Below are 18,646 nucleotides of genomic sequence, written 5' to 3'. Positions count from 1 at the left end.
AGTGCCCCGATGACAGAGACTTCCGGCCATCGCTCCTATAACGAGCTGTTCATCGGGGGCCAGTGGCGCAAGCCCGCCAATCCCCAGCAGCTCTCGGTGATCTCGCCGCACTCCGAAGAGCCGGTCGGGCATGTCCAGGTCGCGGGCCCCGACGACGTCGAGGCCGCCGTCGCCGCCGCACGGCACGCGTTCGATCACGGTCCGTGGCCACGGATGAGCCATGCCGATCGAATGGCCAAAGTCGAGCAGCTCGCCGGGATCTACGCCGGCCACGCCGACGAAATGGCCGACCTCATCACCGACGAGATGGGGTCGCCGCGCAGCTTCAGCCGGATGGGCCAGGGGGCGGCCGCCGTAGCGCTGATCCACCTCTCGCTGGCCGCCGCGCGCGAGTTCCCGTGGGAGGAACGTCGCCAAGGTGTGCTCGGCGAAGTACATCTGCGCAGGGCCCCAGTTGGGGTGGTCGGCGCGATCGTACCGTGGAACGTGCCGCAGTTCTTGATCATGCCCAAGCTGATCCCGGCGCTGATCGCCGGCTGCACGGTCATCATCAAACCCGCACCCGAAACCCCTTTGGACGCTTTGTGGTTGGCCGAGATGATCGAGGAGATCGGGCTACCCGAAGGCGTGGTGTCGGTGCTGCCCGGCGGCCCCGAGATCGGTGAGGCGCTGGTGCGCCATCCCGGCGTGGACAAGATCGCGTTCACCGGGTCCAGTGCTGTCGGCCGCCGGATCGCCGCGCTGTGCGGCGAGCAGCTCAAGCGGGTGAGCTTGGAGCTGGGCGGCAAGTCGGCGGCGATCATTCTCGACGACGCCGACATCGGTAAGACGGTGGCGGGCCTGAAGTCCGCCGGGCTGATGAACAATGGCCAGGCGTGCGTCGCGCAGACCCGGATTCTGGTCAGCGACCGCAAGCATGACGAGGTCGTCGACGCGCTGGCCGACATGATGTCCGCGCTGAATGTCGGTGATCCGGCCGACGACGCCACGGACATCGGACCGCTTGTGGCCCAACGCCAACAGCGCCGCGTCCAGGACTACATCAAGTCGGGCCGCAGCGAAGGCGCCCGCGTGGTGCTCGGTGGCGAACAGAGCCCTTCCGAGCGGGGCTGGTATGTACAGCCGACGCTGTTCACCGACGCCACCAACGACATGCGCATCGCCCGCGAGGAGATTTTCGGTCCCGTGCTGACCGTGCTTCGCTACCGTGACGAAGACGACGCGGTCCGCATCGCCAACGAGACCGATTACGGCCTGGCCGGTTCGGTGTGGACCGCCGACATCCAGCACGGCCTTGAGGTCGCGGCCGCCGTCCGCACCGGGACCTATGGCATCAACATGTACACCCTGGACATCGGTGCACCGTTCGGCGGGTTCAAGCAGTCCGGCATCGGGCGCGAGTTCGGACCGGAGGGGCTAGATGAGTATGTCGAGCTGCAGACGCTGATCTGCAAAGGTCAGCTGCCGCCCGTATAAGGTTTCCGCTCGCCACCGCGGGTCGCGGCCAAGCCGCGCCAAAAGCGTTGCCTGCGCACCATTTCTGTCGCCGATCACGACTGGCGCACCGAACATCCCCGATGCGGCCAACGCCTGAAGGTCCTCCGGGAGAGCGGCGCAGAACATTTCGCACCACGAGGGGTCCACGCCGTCGTCGGCGCCCACCGCGCGGGCGAGGTCCCAGGTATGCACCAGGACGTCACGGGTCAGGTTCGGCATCAACCTGTAGGCATCGAGCTGCGTCGCTCCGCCGCACCCGAGGGCCTTCGCCAGCGAGTCGTAGGTGAGTTGCCACCGCGCCCGAGGATCATCGCGTGGCCGGTCGGGCTTCAATCCCAAGGGACGCAATAGAAGAACGTCATGGAACCCGATGACGTGCTCGAGCACTCCCCGCGCGTCCCACGCATCGCACGGCGACGGACGGTCCCACTTGCCGTTCGCCGCGGCGACCGCCGCGCCGAAGCGACGGCACACCGCCAAATGCAGTTCGCCGGCGTCATCCATCGCCGTCGCGCGGGGAGTCGGGCACGTGCAAGGTCAGCTCGACGGGACAGCACAGCGCGCCATGCTGATTGGTGACCTGAATCTCGACGTCGACCAAGCAGCGCGGAGGGTCGACCGAGGTGTCCCGGCGCTTCGCCACGGCCCGGCCCCGGCCGATCATCGTGTCGCCGGCATACACCGACCCGGCGAGCCGCATGGACCGCCGCACCACGCGCGAGCGCGGGCCAGCCCAGTCCGTCGCGATGCGGTCGGCGAATCCGGCCAGGTGCATCGTGTTGACGTAGATTGTCGGGTTCCCCTGAGCCGCAGCGTATTCCGGATCGAAATGGCCGGGGAAATAGTCCCACGTCGCTCCGGCGTTCTCCACCACCCGCTGGTAGCTGATGTGGTCGATCACCTCGGGCAGGTCGACCGGAACGGTGATCTGGTGCCACTCCAGGCCGTCGGCGCTCACGTGGACGCTTTCGGAGTGAACCGGAACAAGGTATTGCGACAAGTGGCCACCACGGTCTGATCCTGGCGGCGATAGGTCTCCAGCGTCTCGACGAAATGGCCGACGCCCAGCCGTGTCCGCTTCTCCGGCGACACCGAAACCAGCTCGTCGACGACGGTCAGCACGTCGCCCTCGACGATGGGTTGTGGAAACTCAACCTCGTTGGCCGCGTTGATGATTGTGGTGCCGGGCAGCGGCACCCGCAGGGCGATCAAGGAAGCCGCCCTCCTACCTCCCGGTTGCCATGGCGGTGCGACCAGCCAGCCCATCAACAGCGCCGGCGGCGCCAGCAGGCCACCCCAATGCAGGCGCGCGAAATCGGGATCCCAATACGAGCGATTGGCGTCGCGGACCATCGCGGCGAACAGCTGGATGCGCGCGGCGCTGACCGCGGTGGCTGCGGTGCGGGGCTCGCCTTTCGCGCCGACCATCCGCAGCGCGTCGTCGTACGTGCCGAAGGCCAGCCGCTCACCGAAATCCCGATCCACGTAATCGGCGCCGCTCACATGACGAGCGGGTGCCGACTTGGCACCGAATCCCACTGCAACATGCGGGAAGTGAAATACCAGCCGCCCCGCTCGTAGATCAGCGTGTCACGGAATATCCCGGTGGCGCGCAGCACGGTGTCGCCATAAAGGGCTGCGAAAAGCACGGCGACGCAATGCTGAGTCGCGTTGACGCCGTCGACCTGGATTTCGTGATCGACCGTGATCAGTCGCTGGCCATCGCCACCGTCGAAGGCCGAACGCAGGTCGTTGAACAGCTCGCCGTCGCGGGTGTAGCTGGCGCCGGAGTGGCGGAAGGTGGCGATCCAGCGGTCACGGTCACCGTCGGAATAGGCCCGATTGTGCCGGGCATCCAAATCCAGGATGGCGCCGCGTCCGGTGGCCGCTTGGAGCATTTGCTGTTCCTGATAAGTCATGGTCATCGCTTTTCAGCCTCTCTCGGAAATGACTGCCAACAACGGCTGACGGAACACTGAGACAACTCATCGACTACTAGCGACACTATCGGAACCTAACGGCTAACGACATACCCACTCTTTTCACGATCCCACGTAGTCGGATTGACGCCCCGTTCGCGCAATAAGTCTTTGCGTATCCGGCCGATCGCATTTTTCGGGAGTTCGCCAACGGTCTCCACGAATCGCGGCACACAGAAATACGGCATGCGTGACGCGCAGAAGTCGAGCAACTCCACGAAATCCAGTGTGGTGCCTGGTCGCAACGTAACGACCACCAGTACATCGTCCTCACCCAGTTCGCTGGGCACGCCGACCGCGGCGGCCTCCGCAACCGCGGGATGGCACATGACGACGCGCTCCACTTCGACCGAAGAGATGTTTTCGCCGCGGCGGCGCAGCGCATCCTTGGCACGGTCGACAAATGTCAGATTCTGATCGCAATCGAGGCGCCCGAGATCGCCGGTGCGAAACCATTCCGGATGCGGCCTTATTCGCGAGTCCGCCTCCACGTAACCCTCGCTCATCACGTGCGGATGCCTGGGCCGGCAGGCGATCTCACCCACGCTGTCGGCGGGTAGCGGGTTTCCTTGTTCGTCGAGGATCCGCACGTCGAAATCGGGATTGGGCCGACCCGACGTACCGGGAACCCCGGCGTCGGCCAGCGCCTTGACCGCGATGGGGAACGCCTCGGTGAGCCCGTACATCGTGACGATGCGGCAGCCGTAGCGCTTTTCGATGTCGCGGTGGGACTTCGCGTCGATCGGGGCGGCGGAAATGAACCGCAGCGGTAGCCGTGCGTCGTCCGGATCCGCGGGAAGACTCTGCAGCATCGAAACCATCGCCCCGGCGCCGGCGAATCCGACGGCACCGTGGGCGCGTATGTCATCCCACACCTCGCCCGGGTGAAAAGCCCCGGCCAGCACCGTCGTCGCACCTACCAGCATGGGCGCCAGGATGCTGGGCGCCGCGCTGAGGTGAAATAGCGGCATCGCCGTCCACAGCACTTCGCCCTCGCGAAATTCCCAGGCCGACGCGACGGTTGCGGCCACCGAAAACAGGTAGTGCCATGTCGTGGCGACTGCTTTGGATGGGCCGGTGGTTCCTGACGTGTAGAACAAGCAGCCAAGGTCGCCCGGATCTCCGGGGGCGTCGGTGGCTGCGCCTTCTGCGTTCCGAGCCAGCGCCTCCGTCAGTGAATCACCCTGCACCACAATGTTTGTCAGAGATTCTGCCGCGTCGGCAACCTCGACGGCGCGGGACTGGCGTTCGGCGTCGGTCAACATCACCTTGGCCTGCGACAGCCGAAGGGCGTGCAGCAGGAAGTCGCCCTTGTTCGCGGCATTGACCGCCGCGCTCACCGCCCCGATCCGCGCGGCGCCCAGCCAGAAGTACACCCACTCCGGACACGTGCCGGTGAACAGCGCGACGCGGTCTCCGCGCCCGACACCCAAGCCGGCCAACATGTTTGCCGCCGCACAGGACCGCTGCCGCATCTGCTCGAAGGTCACGTCGACACCGGCGATGGACATCATCACCCGATCGGGGTGCTGCCGCGCGCGGCGATCGAGCACGGCCGGCACGGTGAAACTGTCGACGCCGAAATCGGAGGGCCGTGCGGGCCCGCTGCGGTCAGCGCACATCGAGGTGTCTGGCTCTGATCAAGCTTTGGCGGCCGCGGGGTCGGGCTCACCGTCGGCGCTGTAACCGAAGTCGGAGGGCGACGGCTCCTCACCCGGGTAGAAGCGGTGCGCCCAGCGCCGCAGGGCCGCGTAGTCGTGCGCTTCTTCGGGAGCCAGATTCGGCTTCTCCAGGTATTTCATGTTCTCCCAGGTGAAGAAGTCCTGTTTGATGACCTCTTGCTGCAGCGCCAGGAACCGGGCGGCACGTCCGGTGGGCACGTCACCGCCGTCGCCGGGTTCACGTACGGAAGCTTGGGTGTAGAAGTAGTCGGTGTAATCCTCGTCGACCGGCGTCTGGCCGGTGACCTGCACGGTGGCAACCAGTTCGCTGGGAAAGCGCACCACGCCGAGGCCCAGCGAGTAGTTGTCGTAGATGATCTTGGCGTCGACCGGGCCGTTCGGGGTCAGCCACGTCTGCGCCCGTCCCCCGCCGAAATGGGCGTTGACGGTGGCGTGCAGGTGATAGCCGGCCACCTCGAATGACGCCGTAGTGGCCGGATTGGCGGCCTTGTGCACGTACTGAACGTGGTAGGGGTCAGCCGCGTTTTCGATGATCATCTGCGGATGCACCTTGACCCGGTTGAGCATTTGGGTGTGCGGGTGCAGCGGGTAGTACTCGTTGGTTTCCAATTCCGGCAGCACCGGCGGCTGCCAGTAGGGCGCCCGTCCGTGCCGCTCGTGCCAGGCCAGGATGAAGCCGTACCACTCCATGCTCGGGTAGGTCCGGATGCGGACGTTGTTCTTGCAGCCGATCTTGCTGTAGGGAATCAGCGCGTTCGTACCGTCGCCGCGCCACTGCCAGCCATGCCACGGGCAGACGATGTTCTCGCCTTCCACCGTGCCGCCGACCCCGAGGTTCGCGCCGAGGTGCTGGCAGTAGGCCTCCATCACGTGGACCTGGCCCGACTCGGTGCGGAACAGCACCAGTTCCTCACCGAAGTAGTGCGCGCGCCTGACCTGGCCGGGAGCCAGATCGGTTCCAAAGGCGACGATGAACCAGCCCGTCGGGAAGCGGTAGGCCGACAGCGCGATGCCGGCCTGCCCGAACTCCCGTTCTGACGGGTCTGATTCTGGAATCGTATTCGTCACGAGAACTCCGTTTCCCACGCGGCCGGGCGCATCATGGGCCGCTCTTACCTCACCGCGTTTCGACGACTAAAGTCTATTTTTACTATTTTAAGCATTGAACGTCAACGCGGCACCGGCGGGTCGCCGCGTGACGCCTGAGCCGATGGGGGTTCGCATGACGGCCGCTGCAGTGGACCTTTCCGATTTCGCCTTGTGGCGTAATGGTTTTCCCGATGAGCTGTTCGCCGAGCTGCGGCGCACCAGGCCGCTTTTTCGGCACGATCTGACACCGGGCGTCGTCGACACCGTCCAGCGTCAGTTCTGGGTGGCCACCAAACACCGTCACGCGGTCCGCCTGCACCGCGACACCGAGTCGTTCACCGCGGCCGACGGCCCACTCATTCAGCCAGTCGCCATGTTCTCGTCGTTCCCGACGATCATCACGCTGGACCCGCCGGACCTGAACAAGCGCCGGAAACTGATCTCCAACGCCTTCAACCCGCGCGCGATCGCCAAGCTGGAGAACGGCATCCGGGCGCGTGCGGCGCGGATGATCGACGGCCTGCTCGCGCAGGGCGGTGGAGACTGGATCGAGGACGTCGCCGACGCGTTACCGATGTCGGTCATCGGCGACATCATTGGCATCCCGGAGGAAGACCGGCCACGGATATTCGACATCTTCGACCGCATCCTGAAGGTGCTTGCGCCCGAGGCGGGCCCGAGCGGGCAGGTGGAACTCGAACTCTTCGGCGAGGTCTTCGGGTACGCGATGGAGCTCACCGCCGAGAAGCGGCGCAATCCCACCGACGACATCTGGAGCACGCTCGCGTCCGCGGTGATCACCGGTGACGACGGCGAGCAGTTCAGCCTCCCCGAGAACGAACTCGAGTTCTTCTTCTTTGTGCTGGCGTTCGCCGGCAGCGACACCACCAAGAACGCACTGGCCATCGGGTTGCAGGCGTTCGTCGCCAACCCCGGGCAAATCGAACGGTATCGCGAGCGCGAAGACCTTCGCGCCAGCGCGGTCGAGGAGGTGTTGCGCTGGGCGTCGCCGGTGGCGTACTGGACGCGCACCGCAAAGGTCGACGTCGAGATGGACGGTCAGCACATCGCCAAGGGCGAACGCGTGGTGTCCACCCTGCGTTCGGCCAACCGCGACGAGGAGGTCTTCGAGTCCCCGTTCACCTTCGACATCGGCCGGCAGCCCAATCCTCATGTGGCTTTCGGGGGTGGCGGCCCGCACCACTGCCTGGGCGCCATGCTGGCCCGGGCGGAACTCCGCGCGGTCCTCGACGAACTGTTTCTGCGCTGCGACGACATCGAGATCGGTCCGGCGAAGGTGTCCCATCCGAACCTGGCCACCAACATGTCGATCTACGACGAGATGTCCATCAAGCTGACCGAGCGGCGCTGAGTCAGCGCACGGCGCTCGTGCGGCCGTCAGTCGACCAACCGCAAGGCGGCCTTCGGACATTGGTCCACCGCGGCGCGCACGTCGATTTCCAGCCGCGGCGGCACGGGGCCGTCCGCGATCTGCACCACATCGGCGTCGCCCAGCTCGAACACCTCCGGCGCAAGCGATTCGCAAAAACCGTTGGCTTCACACAAGTTCTCGTCGACCGTCACGCGCATTGATTGCCCTCCACTTCTCTAGAGGCCCTTGGGTCGGGTCCCGATCACCCCGCCGGTCGCGAGGCGTGTCAGTTCTTCGTCGGTCAGCCCGCACCGATCGCGCAGGATCTCCTCATTGTGCTCGCCCAGCTTCGGTGGCGGCCGCAGCAGCCACTGGTCCTGACCGCCGAGCCGGGCGAACGGCGGACAGGGGTACAGGCCGAGTCCGGTACTCGCGTGATGCAGTGCCTCGAAAAATCCGCGTTCGCGCAGTTGCGAGTTGTCGGTGACCAGTGACGGTGACACCACCGGCGCCGCGGGAACACCCGCAGCGGCCAAGCGCTCCACCGTCGGGACAAGTGGCTGCCCGCGGCACCAATCCGCCAGCCCGCGATCGATTTCGTCGGCTAGCCCCTGGCGCCCTTCGATGGTGGCAAGCTCCTCGTCGTCGCACCAGGCTGGTCGCCCCATCGATTCCACCAGCGCCCGCCACTGCGCGTCGTCACGCACGGTGATCGCGATCCAGTCGTCCGATCCGGCGCAGCGGTAGATGTTCTGGATGCCCGCGTTGTGACCGCGGTTGCCGCGGCGGCTCAGGGTCACCCCGAAGACTTCGGACTCGATCGCCTGAATCGCGGTGGCGTTGAGCACGGTTTCGAGCATCGGCAGCTCGACCAGCTGACCCGTCCCGGTGCGTTCGGCGAAGTTCAGGGCGGCCAGCACGGCGAACGCGGCGTGCACGCCGGCCAGTGGGTCGCAGGCCCCGCGTGGTGTCACCGGCGGAGATTCCGGCAGACCGGTCACCCAGGCCAGACCGGCGATCTGTTCCATGGTGGGGGCGAACCCGACCCGTTCCCGCCACGGCCCCTCGACGCCGAACGCGGGCATCCGGGCGAACACCAGTTTCGGATTGGCTTCGCGCAGCACGTCGTCGGTGAGCCCGAATTGCTCCATCACCCGTGGCGAGAAATTCTCGATCACGACGTCGGCGCGGCCGACCAACTCGATGAACAGGCGACGGCCCTGCTCGGATCCCAAATCCAGTGTCACCGAACGCTTGTTGGTGTTCATTGCGTGGAACACCCAGCCGTACTCCCACCAGTCGTCGACGTCGGTGCGCATCCCGCCCGAGTACCGGATGCCGTCGGGACGCTGAATCGACTCGATCTTGACGACGTCGGCGCCGAAGGCGGCCAGCAGGTGGGTCGCGGCGGGGCCGGCCCAGAACGCGGTCAGGTCGACGACGCGCACGCCGGCCAGCGGAAGCCCGTTCGGCGCCCCTTCTATCTCGGGTTCCACACGGCGCCAAGGGGATTCGCCGTCGGCCTCACCAAGAGCGGGCGTATCGCCCAAGCGCGCGGGCGCACACACCGACATCAGCCAGGGCGGCCGGGGCTGATCGAACCCGGCGGGGTTGCGGGTGAAGACCTCGCGCTCGCTCACGTAATCCAGCTCCCGGATGGTCGAGCCGTTGCCCAGCGCGGCGATCGGCAGCCGGAACAGCTGCCCGAGTTCGACGATTTCGGCGACCGTCCGTTCGGCCAGCCACGGGTGGATCTGCTCGCGGATCAGGTCCCGGTATTGCCACCGGCCGATTTGGAACCGCAGCTGTTCGATCTCCTCCAACTGCGGACATTCCACCATCGCGGCGAAGTCGAGCCACTGCTGACCGGTGACCATGGTGATCCCGACGTACCCGTCCTTGGCGGGCTCGATCGACGGCACCTCGGTGGTGCGCCGGATCGGCGGGACGCGCAGCAGCTGTGAATGCAGCCATTCGCTGCTCTGCATGGTGGTGATGGCTTCCAGCATGGACAGGTCCAGGTGTTCGCCGGGACCGCCGTGCTCGACACGGCGGCGGACTGCCAGCACGCCGAAGGCGGCGAACACGCCGCCCATGTACTCGCCGAGATCGCCGCCGATGGAGATCGGCGGCCCGGCGGGGTCGCCGCGGAAGCCGGGCGAGCCCGCCCACGCCTGCAGGGTGAACTCGGTGGCCGCCCGGTCCGCGTAGGGCCCGGCCCAGCCGAAGTCGGAGATGGACACGATGATCGCCCGCGGCGAGAGTTCCAGCAGTTGTTGCGGGTCGACGCCCAGCGCCGCGGCGCGCGCCCGCCCGCCGGTCACGACGACGACGTCGGCGCCGGCCAATTCGTCACGGTAGCGCTGGGTCCCGGGTGCGAAAGTCATGCTGCGTTTGCCCGCGTTGAGGTAACTGAAAAACGGTGCGCTGCGTTCCTGCGCAATCGGGGAACCGCTGGCGGAGAATCGTCGTAGCCAATCCCCTTGCGGCGGTTCGATTTTGTGCACCTGCGCGCCGGCGTCGCGCAGCAGCTTGCCGCAATAGCTGCCCGCTATCCGGTCACTGATCTCGACGACACACAAATCGTTTAGGGGTGTCGGCCGGCTTTCGGACCGCTCGCTCAATTGCACCCGCCCTTCCGATCGGCAAGCGATCAGAGAAGCTATTTATATCATTACTGCTAAAATAGCTAAGCCAGCGTGTTGCATTTCGTTTCGAGGATCGGATGACCGCCTTGGGAATTGGCCCCGACGCCCGGCGCCGGTTGTCGGCGCCGCGGATCGCCGAAATCGTAGCCGACGAGTTGCGCCGTCAAATCATCGACGGCGAGCTCGCGGACGGTGATCTCTTGCCGCGCCAAGAGGTGCTCGTCGAACAGTTCAACGTCAGCCTGGTCTCGCTGCGCGAAGCCCTGCGGATCCTGGAGACCGAAGGCCTGGTCTCGGTGCGGCGCGGCAACCGCGGCGGTGCCGTCGTCCACGCCCCGGCGAAGACCAGCGCCGCCTACATGCTCGGGTTGTTGCTGCAGAGCGAGTCCGTCGAGGTCGCCGACCTCGGCATGGCATTGCAGGAACTCGAGCCCGCCTGCGCCGCCCTGGCCGCCCGCCGGCCGGACCGGGCGGACACGCTGGTGCCCGAGCTCACCCGGATCAACGAGTCAATGGCCGAAAACTTGGACGACGGAAGGCTTTTCACCGAGATCGGACGCGAGTTCCATGATCTCATCGTCCGCGGCTGCGGCAATCACACGATCATCGCGGTCGTGGGAAGCCTGGAGACACTCTGGAGCAGTCACGAACGGCAGTGGGCCGACGAGAGCGCGTCGCGTGGCACCTACCCGTCGCTTGCCCAGCGCCGCGCGGTGCTCAACACGCACGTCAAGCTGACCGAGACGATCGCCGAGGGCAACGTCGACCGCGCCCGCCGCATCGCGGGTCGCCACCTGGCCGACACGCAGACCTACGTCCTGTCCGGTCAGCACGATCAACGCATCTATGCGCTCTCCCCGCAGGCGTTGTCGCGGCCGCGGGACATTCGGCACTCCTGACGAGCGGCCTGCGACGGTCATGCGAACCGCATTAGTCACCGGCGGAAGCGGCGGGATCGGAAAAGGATGCGCCCGCAAGCTCGTTGAACGCGGCTATGACGTGGTGCTCTCGGCGCGCCGCGAAGCCCCGTTACGCGCGGCCGCCGAGGAGATCGGTGCCCGACACGTCGTGGCCGACGCGTCCGACCCCAGCGGATTCGGCGCCGCGATAAGCGCATTGGAGACAATCGACCTCGTTGTGCACGCCGCCGGTGCGCTCGGCGGAACCTACGCCCGCAAGCAGACCTTCGAGCAGTGGCAGGCCATCATGTCGGCCAACCTCGATTCGTGTTTCGTGGTCACCTCGGCGGTGCTGCCGAAAATGACCGCGGGCTCCCGACTGGTGTTCATTTCGTCGTCCGCCGCACACGAGCCCATGCCGGCCCGCACCGCGTACTCCGCCTCGAAAGCCGGCATGAACGCGTTCGCGCGAGCCCTGGCGCTCGAAGTCGACCGCGACGGCATCAGCGTGCACATCGTCACCCCGGGACCGGTGGCCACCGAGATGCTGCAGGACGTTCCGTTCGAGATGTACGCCATCGGAGTGTCCGACGTCGCCGAGGCGGTCGCCTGGCTGGACACCGTCGATCCGTCGGTCGATCTACCGGAGATCCGGTTGTCCGCCGTGGAACGGGGCCCGTTCGCCCGCCCGCCGGTGGTGCCTACCGAAGCCCGCCGCCGCCGGCAAACGCCTTGATCACCGATTCGCCGAACTCGTGCAGGGAGTCCGGGGCGGCGAAGTCGGCAAACCACACGTAGAACCGCTCGACCCGCTGGGCGGCCAAACCGCGGAAGTGCCCGATCAACTCGTCGGCATCGCCGCAGACCAGTCCGGACCCCAGGTTGCCGAACCGACGGGTGCTCACCTCGCCCACCGTGTCGGGGTCGCTGCCCGACCGCACGAAACCCACCATCTGCTGAATCGACATCCTGGCCGTTCCCGCGGCCGGGGCGAGCTTGGTCAGCCTGTCGAGCTGATTCGCCGGCAGATTCCACCAATCTGCGTGTCTGCGAACGAGTTCCATCATCCTTGGTCCGCTCCCACCCAGAACCAGCGGTATCGGGTACGAGCGGCGCGGGGCTTGTGCAGCCGGGCCGGATCCTTCGTCGCCGTCGCCCCAGTACTGCCTGATCAGATCCAGGTGACGGCCCAGTTGCTCGACTCGGGCCCGCGGATCCTGTTGGCCGACATCGAATCTCGCGAATTCGGAGGGCCACGATCCCGATCCCAGGCCGAGCTCGAACCTCCCCTCGGACGCCTCCGACAGGGTGACGGCCTGTTTGGCGAGCACGGCCGGGTGCCGAAACGCGTCACACAGCACCAGATGACCGACCCGCAGCCGCTCGGTCCTGGCCGCCACCCAGGTCGCAATGCCCATTGCCTCCCAGATGCTTTCGTCGGGGAGCCCCGGGGCCTCGAGGTGATCGATGAACGCGATCCCGTCGAAGCCGCTGGCCTCAGCGTGACGCGCCCGGTCGGCGATGGCGGCCGCCGACAGCCTTACCTGCGGCAGAAACAGATACCACTCGGCCATGCGCCACCTATGCGTTGATATCCGTGCGATTGCGACGGCACGGCTAGTTTATTATCTTTACTATGTTAGAGGTCTTATGGATGTCGGACTGAACTCGGAGCAGCTGTCGCTGCGCGACACCGTACGCGACATATTACGTACGGAGTGCCCGCCGGACGCCGCGCGCCAAGCGATCAGCGACCCCGAGCGCTGGCGCGCCCTGTGGAAGACCGTCGTCGATCTCGGCTGGACCGAGCTGGCCGCCCCTGACGCCGGCGACTACGGGCCGGTCGAGCTAACCGCGGTTCTCGAAGAATGCGGCGCGGCCCTTGCGCCAATTCCCTTGCTGGGCAGCGTCGGACTGGCCGCGGGCGTGTTGCGCAACAGTGGGCTCGACGCGGTGCTGACCGACATCGCCGGCGGTGTGGTGGCCACCCTGGCTGTCCACGCCAAGGGATCGCGACTGCCCGGCGCGCCGATGGCCCTGTCCCAGGGACGGCTGCGCGGCACCGCCGTTGCCGTCCCCAACCTGTCGCGCGCGGAGCTCGTCGTCACGTTGGCTCGCACCGACGACGGTGACACTGTGGCGGCCGTCGCCCGCTGCGGTGACGGGGTAACCGCGGTGCCGGCGACCGAATCCACCGATCCCGCTCAGCCGTTGGCCGCCGTCGAAATCGACACCGAGCCCATCGCTATTGCACCGGTCGACCTCGAATCGGCATTTACGGCGCCCTGGGTGGCCGCGGCCGCCGACCTCCTCGGCGTGGCGAGCGCCGCGTTGCACCGCTCGGTCGAGCACGCCAAATCACGGCGGCAGTTCGGCCAGCCGATCGGCGGGTTCCAGGGCGTCAAACACGCACTGGCCGACAACTACGTCAGCGTCGAACGCGCCCGCAGCCTGACCTATGCGGCGGCGGCCCTTCTCGCCGATCCGGCCGCGCCGCGCACCGAAGTGTGGACCGCCGCGGTGCTGGCCAAGGCGGCGGCCAACGACGCGGCGGTCGGCTGTGCGCGTACCGCCGTCCAGGTACACGGCGCGCTCGGGCAGACCTGGGAACACGACGCCCACCTGTACGTCAGGCGTGCCTGGCAGGGCGCCGCAATGCTGGGCGACAGCCGCTCCCTGTACTTCGAGGTGGGGCGACGATTTTGCGGGGGTGCCGCATGAGCCGCACCGGCGACGATGCAGAGCGCAGCGATGAGGAGGAGCGGTGCCCGTGAGCACGGTCGTGGCGGAATTCGGCGCTTGGCTCGCGGAGTTCCTGCCCCACGACTACTACGCGAACTACCGGCAGTACCGATGGGATCTCGGGTTGCGGCGCCAGTACCAGCGCGCCTCGTTCGAGGCCGGATGGCTGCAGCCGACCTGGCCACGCGAGCACGGCGGCCGATCGCTGGGCTTGCGCGACGCCATGGAAGTCCGGATCGAGGCGGCTATGCGGTCGGCGCCCAAGCTGCCCAACATCGCCGGACCCAACGTCGCCGCTCCCGGCATTCGCCAGTTCGGCACGCCCGCCCAGATCGAGCGTCTGCTCGTTCCGCTGCTGCGCGGCGACGAGTGGTGGGCGCTGGGCATGTCCGAGCCCGAAGCCGGGTCGGATTTCGCCGGTCTGCGAACCCGTGCCGAGCGCGACGGGGACGTGTTCCGGGTCAATGGTCACAAGATTTGGACCACCCAGGCACACGAGTCGCGGTGGTGCACGCTATACGCGCGCACGGATCCGCAAGCCCCGAAACACCGCGGCATCTCCTGCCTCATCCTCGACCTGCATTCGCCCGGGGTCAGGGTCGAGCCCATCCGGATGGCCTCCATCTCCGACGAAACCTTTTGCGAGGTCTTCCTTGACGACGTCGAGGTGCCTGCCGAAAATCTGCTGGGACCGCTCAACGGCGGTTGGAATGTCGCCCTGTCGTCGCTGCACCACGAACGCCAGATGATCTGGATCATGAACTGGGTCGAGATCAAACGCGGACTGGCCTCGGTGCGTGATGCCGGCGCCGCGGACTCGGGCCAGGACGTGTATGCCGAACTCGGTTCGCTGTTGGCAGACGCTAAAGCGTTGCGGGCCACCGGATATCGCGCTTTGGGCAACGAACTCGCGGGACGGCCCAGTCCGGAAGCCGACACCATGAAGTTGCTCGGATCGCTTACCTTACAGCGTGTTTGGGAACTGAGTGCGGCCGTGACGGGCCCGGTTTCCGCCACCGATCCGGATCTACTGTTCGAACGCCAGGACGCGTTGGCCGCGACTATTTACGGCGGGACATCGGAGGTTCAACGCAACATCATCGCCGAGCGGCTGCTCGGGTTGCCGAAGGGATGACGACAATGGATTACGACCTCGGCGACGATGCAGGGCAACTGCGCAGCCATCTGCGTGAGCTGGTTGCCAACCACATCCCGGCCGACTTTCTGGGAGCCTGCACCGAGAACCCGCAGGACCTGGCCACCACCGAGACGTTCTGCAAATTGCTGGCGACCGAGGGGCTACTGGCGCTGGCGTGGCCGAAAGAGCATGGTGGCGGCGGTGGTTCGGTCTGGCAGCAGACGGTGCTGCGCGAGGAGATGTGGGCACAGCACGAGCCGCGCGGTCCGCAGTACATGGGCATCAACTGGGTCGGGCCCGCGCTGATGCGGTACGGGACGGCCGAACAGAAGGCCAAGCACCTGGCGGCCATCGCCTCGGGCGATGTGATCTGGTGCCAGGGCTTTTCCGAGCCGGAGGCCGGAACCGACCTGGTGTCGTTGCGCACCCGCGCCGTTGCCGACGGCGACGGGTGGCGCATCACCGGCCAGAAAGTATGGACGTCGTATGCGCTGATGGCATCGTGGTGCGTGTTGGCGGCGTGCACCGACCCCGAGGCACCAAAGAACAAGCGGCTCACCCTGTTTTTGATTCCGATGGACCGGGCCGGCTTCACCGTCCGGCCGATCCCGTCGATGCTGGGACCGCACCACCTCAACGAGATGTTCCTCGACGACGTGCAGGCGTTTCCCGGCGACGTGCTCGGCGAGGTCGGCGACGGCTGGCGGGTGATGCGCGAAGCTCTGGCTTTCGAGCGAGTGGGCATCGCACGCTACGCGCGCTGTGAATCGCTGCTCGAAAGGATGCGCGCCCAACTCGGCGACGACTGGGATCAGCTGCCCGAAACAATCCGCACCCGATGGGTGCGCGCACTCGTCGATCTGCGGGTCGCCCGATTGCTCGCCTATCGCGCCGTATCCCTGCAGGACGACGCGGCGGCCGGGGCGGCCGCCAGTGCCGCACGCATCATCACCACGACGTGCGACCAACTCGTCGCCGAGCTGCTGTTCGACGTGCTCGGCCCGACGGCGCTCGACAGCGGGAGTTCCGCGGCGCTGCACGGAGCCATCGAGGACCACTGGCGTTACGCACAAGCCGCGACCGTCGCGTCGGGCACCATCGAGGTGCAACGGATGCTGGTGGCACGAGACGTATTGGGAGAACACAGGTGAAAACCGATCTACCACAAGATGTCAGCGATTTCGCCGTAGTCGCCGGCAAGCGACTCATCCGGTTGGGCGGACCGCCGGCCGCGCTGCGCGCCGAGACCGACGACGCCATCCGCGACGCGGCGCGCGTCGCGCTGCACGATGTCGGCGCGTTCGACCTCGACGTGCGCTCGGCGCCGGATGACCTGCTGGCCGCGGCGGTGCTGTGTCAGGCCGCCGGCGCCACGGCGCTCCCCTACCCCTTGGTGGAGGAGCTGCTGGCCATTGATGGCGCGCGCCTTGCCCTGGTCAATCCGAAGGCCCCGCGCATCGACCATGGCGATCTGGCCGGTGACTGGGTGGCGGCGGACCTAGACGGAAATCGGTACCGGCCTCAGCCGGCCTCGCGGACCGGCGCCAAGCTGGGCCCGTTCCTGGTCCCGGCCACCTTGAGCGCACCCGATGCAACCGTGCCCGCCGCCGACATTAACCTTCATCTCGTGCTGGGATCATGGCGGATTCTGGGAGCGGTGCAGCAATCGTTGCGGATTGTCACCGAGCACGTACGCGCCCGGATTCAGTTCGGCAAGCCGCTCGCGGACTTTCAGGCCGTCAGGTTCGCCGTCGCCGATGCGGCCGTCGCGGTCCGCGGACTGCATGAACTCGCTAAGTTCACCATCTGCCGCGCCGAATCGCTTGCCGCGCAGATTCATTCGGCCGACGCCCTGATCCTTCGGCTCAAGGCCGCCGACACCGCACGACAGGTGATGCGCACGTCGCACCAGTTACTGGGAGCCTTGGGCTTCTGCGACGAGTCCGACGTGAGCGTGCTCGACCGGCACACCCAACCGCTGATGCGATTGCCGCTGGGCACCGAGGAACTCGCGTTGCGCCTCATGCCGTGCGTCTCGGATGGGTCATTCGAGACATTGTTCAGCGGGCCGGTATCGGCGTGACCGAGTCCCCCGCAACCGAGGTGACGCCCAATCCGTTCGACGAGGGAATACCATTCGCGACCAAATTGCACGAGCTCGCTGAGCAACGCCGCGACGATTTAGGCGTCACCATTGTCGCGCTCGATGGCACCGCGGAGGCGTTGACTTTCGGCGAACTCGATGCCCGCGCCAACCAGTGGGGCCGGGCGCTGGCCGGCCTGGGCGCGCAGGCGGGCTCGCTAGTGGCACTGGCCATTCCGAACTCGGTACATCTGGTGCTGGCGACGCTGGGGTGCTGGAAGGTCGGCGCTGTCCCCGTCCCGATGCACTGGGATCTTCCCGAGTGGGAGCGAGACCGGGTGCGTGAGGTGATCGACCCCGCCGTCGTGGTCGACGAAAAGACGCGGTGGGAGTTGGAGACTCGCGCGGCCGGCGAGTCCGCAAGCCCGCTGCCCACCGCCGTCTCCCCGCACGTCAACGGCATCTGCAGCAGCGGTTCGACCGGCGTACCCAAAGTGATCCTGAGCTTGGCACCGTCGTTGTGGACGCCTCAGCACGGCGAGCCGTTTCTGTCGAACTGGACGCCGGTGGCACAGCCGCAGACGATCATGGTGCCGGCACCCATGTATCACACCAACGGCTTTGCGACGTTTTTCTTCCTGCTTGCCGGCGACCACCTTGTCATACTCGAAAAGTTCGACGCCGCACTGGTGTTGGATGTGATCGAACGGTTTCGGGTGACCAATTTCACCGCCACGCCCACCATGCTTGCGCGCATTGCGGCCCGGCCGGACGTCCGGCAGCGAGACCTGTCCAGCGTCGTCTTCATCTTGCAGGGCGCCGCGGTGATGCCGCCGTCGCTGATGCACACCTGGTTCGAACTCCTGAGCCCGGAGCGGATCGTGTCGGCGTATGGCATGACCGAGAACCTCGGACTCACCGCGCTGCGCGGCGACGAGTGGCTCACCCACCCGGGCAGCGTGGGCCGCGGCTTCCGCGATACCGAGATCCGCATCCTGGACGCCGACAAACGACCGCTGGGTCCCGGCGAGGACGGCGACGTGTACCTGCGCGCGCCGATGAGTGCGGGATCCCGCTACCTCGGGGGTGCGACACCGCTGCCGTCAACTGACGACGGCTTCCGCTCCGCCGGCGATATCGGTCACCTCGACGCGGACGGCTACCTCTACATCGTCGACCGCCGCGTCGACATGATCGTCACTGGCGGCGCCAACGTCTTTCCGGCGGAGGTCGAGTCGGCGCTCGCGGGTCATCCCGGGATCGCCGACGTGGTGGTGATCGGGCTGGCTGATCGGCAGTGGGGACGCCGAGTGCACGCGGTGATTCAAATCGCGGACGGCGCGCAGGTCACCGAACAGCAGGTGATCGAGTACGCGAAGAGCCGGCTGGCCCCCTATAAGGCACCAAAGACCGTCGAGTTCGTCGACGCCATCCCCCGCACCGCGGCAACCAAGGTCAATCGCTCGGCGATGATCGCGGCCCGGGGCGGCTGAGGGGACGGCTTGTCAGCCCCGCAA

Annotated in this window: 18 protein-coding genes and 1 pseudogene; 10 read left to right on the top strand and 9 right to left on the bottom strand. The window is 66.8% G+C overall.

The genetic code is table 11. From position 1 onward, the window contains the following. Positions 1-9 precede the first annotated feature (9 nt). Positions 10-1,476 carry an aldehyde dehydrogenase gene (locus tag AC5Y4T_RS21740; protein WP_499915248.1) on the top strand — a complete coding sequence of 489 codons (1,467 nt, stop codon included), beginning with the start codon at positions 10-12 and terminating at the stop codon, positions 1,474-1,476. On the opposite strand, the gene AC5Y4T_RS21735 is transcribed toward AC5Y4T_RS21740, so the two are convergent. The 6 genes from AC5Y4T_RS21735 to AC5Y4T_RS21710 form a co-directional block, all read right to left on the bottom strand. Continuing rightward, positions 1,417-2,001: a maleylpyruvate isomerase N-terminal domain-containing protein gene (locus AC5Y4T_RS21735; RefSeq protein ID WP_499915246.1), complete on the bottom strand. Its 585-nt coding sequence runs from the start codon at positions 1,999-2,001 to the stop codon at positions 1,417-1,419. The two genes, AC5Y4T_RS21740 and AC5Y4T_RS21735, sit on opposite strands and share 60 nt — an antisense overlap. Next, a complete protein-coding gene (locus AC5Y4T_RS21730; RefSeq protein WP_499915245.1) occupies positions 1,994-2,455 on the bottom strand; it encodes a MaoC/PaaZ C-terminal domain-containing protein in 462 nt (153 codons plus the stop codon). Before AC5Y4T_RS21730 ends, AC5Y4T_RS21735 begins: the two co-directional genes overlap by 8 nt. Next, complete coding sequence (locus AC5Y4T_RS21725) at positions 2,452-2,982, bottom strand: MaoC family dehydratase (protein ID WP_499916670.1); 531 nt, start codon at positions 2,980-2,982, stop codon at positions 2,452-2,454. The genes AC5Y4T_RS21730 and AC5Y4T_RS21725 overlap by 4 nt, the downstream gene beginning before the upstream one ends. 14 nt (positions 2,983-2,996) lie before the next feature. Next, the gene (locus AC5Y4T_RS21720; RefSeq protein ID WP_499915243.1) at positions 2,997-3,422 is read right to left on the bottom strand and encodes a nuclear transport factor 2 family protein; all 426 of its coding nucleotides are present in this window, start codon (positions 3,420-3,422) and stop codon (positions 2,997-2,999) included. 89 nt (positions 3,423-3,511) lie between these two features. Then, entirely contained in the window at positions 3,512-5,098 is a 1,587-nt protein-coding gene (locus tag AC5Y4T_RS21715) for an AMP-binding protein (protein ID WP_499915241.1), read from the bottom strand. 18 nt (positions 5,099-5,116) lie between these two features. After that, a complete protein-coding gene (locus AC5Y4T_RS21710) occupies positions 5,117-6,226 on the bottom strand; it encodes an aromatic ring-hydroxylating oxygenase subunit alpha (protein ID WP_499915239.1) in 1,110 nt (369 codons plus the stop codon). A gap of 94 nt (positions 6,227-6,320) precedes the next feature. Here AC5Y4T_RS21710 and AC5Y4T_RS21705 point away from each other — a divergent pair, with 94 nt between their 5' ends. Beyond that, positions 6,321-7,619, top strand: coding sequence for a cytochrome P450 (locus AC5Y4T_RS21705; protein ID WP_499915238.1), 1,299 nt, complete (start codon positions 6,321-6,323; stop codon positions 7,617-7,619). Positions 7,620-7,645: 26 nt separating this feature from the next. Here AC5Y4T_RS21705 and AC5Y4T_RS21700 read toward each other — a convergent pair whose 3' ends face one another. Both AC5Y4T_RS21700 and AC5Y4T_RS21695 read right to left on the bottom strand, forming a co-directional pair. Continuing rightward, complete coding sequence (locus AC5Y4T_RS21700; protein ID WP_499915237.1) at positions 7,646-7,837, bottom strand: ferredoxin; 192 nt, start codon at positions 7,835-7,837, stop codon at positions 7,646-7,648. An 18-nt stretch (positions 7,838-7,855) separates the two neighbouring features. After that, entirely contained in the window at positions 7,856-10,249 is a 2,394-nt protein-coding gene (locus AC5Y4T_RS21695; protein WP_499955284.1) for a CaiB/BaiF CoA-transferase family protein, read from the bottom strand. Between the two features lie 95 nt (positions 10,250-10,344). Here AC5Y4T_RS21695 and AC5Y4T_RS21690 point away from each other — a divergent pair, with 95 nt between their 5' ends. After that, positions 10,345-11,166 carry a FadR/GntR family transcriptional regulator gene (locus AC5Y4T_RS21690; RefSeq protein ID WP_067127936.1) on the top strand — a complete coding sequence of 274 codons (822 nt, stop codon included), beginning with the start codon at positions 10,345-10,347 and terminating at the stop codon, positions 11,164-11,166. Positions 11,167-11,185: 19 nt separating this feature from the next. Further along, entirely contained in the window at positions 11,186-11,902 is a 717-nt protein-coding gene (locus AC5Y4T_RS21685; RefSeq protein ID WP_499915233.1) for an SDR family oxidoreductase, read from the top strand. Here AC5Y4T_RS21685 and AC5Y4T_RS21680 read toward each other — a convergent pair. Then, the gene (locus tag AC5Y4T_RS21680) at positions 11,868-12,740 is read right to left on the bottom strand and encodes an LLM class flavin-dependent oxidoreductase (protein ID WP_499915232.1); all 873 of its coding nucleotides are present in this window, start codon (positions 12,738-12,740) and stop codon (positions 11,868-11,870) included. The two genes, AC5Y4T_RS21685 and AC5Y4T_RS21680, sit on opposite strands and share 35 nt — an antisense overlap. Positions 12,741-12,816: 76 nt before the next feature. On the opposite strand from AC5Y4T_RS21680, the gene AC5Y4T_RS21675 reads away from it, so the two are divergent. The 6 genes and pseudogenes from AC5Y4T_RS21675 (at position 12,817) to AC5Y4T_RS21650 (ending at position 18,622) form a co-directional block, all read left to right on the top strand. After that, positions 12,817-13,887 carry an acyl-CoA dehydrogenase family protein gene (locus AC5Y4T_RS21675; protein ID WP_499915230.1) on the top strand — a complete coding sequence of 357 codons (1,071 nt, stop codon included), beginning with the start codon at positions 12,817-12,819 and terminating at the stop codon, positions 13,885-13,887. A 43-nt stretch (positions 13,888-13,930) separates the two neighbouring features. Beyond that, positions 13,931-14,560 (top strand): annotated as a pseudogene (locus tag AC5Y4T_RS21670) (acyl-CoA dehydrogenase family protein); the annotation flags it as partial. 15 nt (positions 14,561-14,575) lie between these two features. Further along, entirely contained in the window at positions 14,576-15,043 is a 468-nt protein-coding gene (locus tag AC5Y4T_RS21665; protein WP_499955335.1) for an acyl-CoA dehydrogenase family protein, read from the top strand. Beyond that, on the top strand, positions 15,040-16,197 hold the full coding sequence (locus AC5Y4T_RS21660) for an acyl-CoA dehydrogenase family protein (protein ID WP_499915226.1): 1,158 nt from the start codon (positions 15,040-15,042) through the stop codon (positions 16,195-16,197). Before AC5Y4T_RS21665 ends, AC5Y4T_RS21660 begins: the two co-directional genes overlap by 4 nt. After that, positions 16,194-17,129, top strand: a complete 936-nt coding sequence (locus AC5Y4T_RS21655; RefSeq protein ID WP_499915225.1) for an acyl-CoA dehydrogenase family protein — start codon at positions 16,194-16,196, stop codon at positions 17,127-17,129. Before AC5Y4T_RS21660 ends, AC5Y4T_RS21655 begins: the two co-directional genes overlap by 4 nt. Then, positions 17,126-18,622, top strand: a complete 1,497-nt coding sequence (locus AC5Y4T_RS21650) for a class I adenylate-forming enzyme family protein (protein WP_499915223.1) — start codon at positions 17,126-17,128, stop codon at positions 18,620-18,622. Before AC5Y4T_RS21655 ends, AC5Y4T_RS21650 begins: the two co-directional genes overlap by 4 nt. Positions 18,623-18,646 lie beyond the last annotated feature (24 nt).

Source organism: Mycobacterium sp. NGS11, from assembly GCF_059813315.1.
Note: the sequence above shows the minus strand (reverse complement) of the source record. Positions and strands in the feature narration are given on the sequence as shown.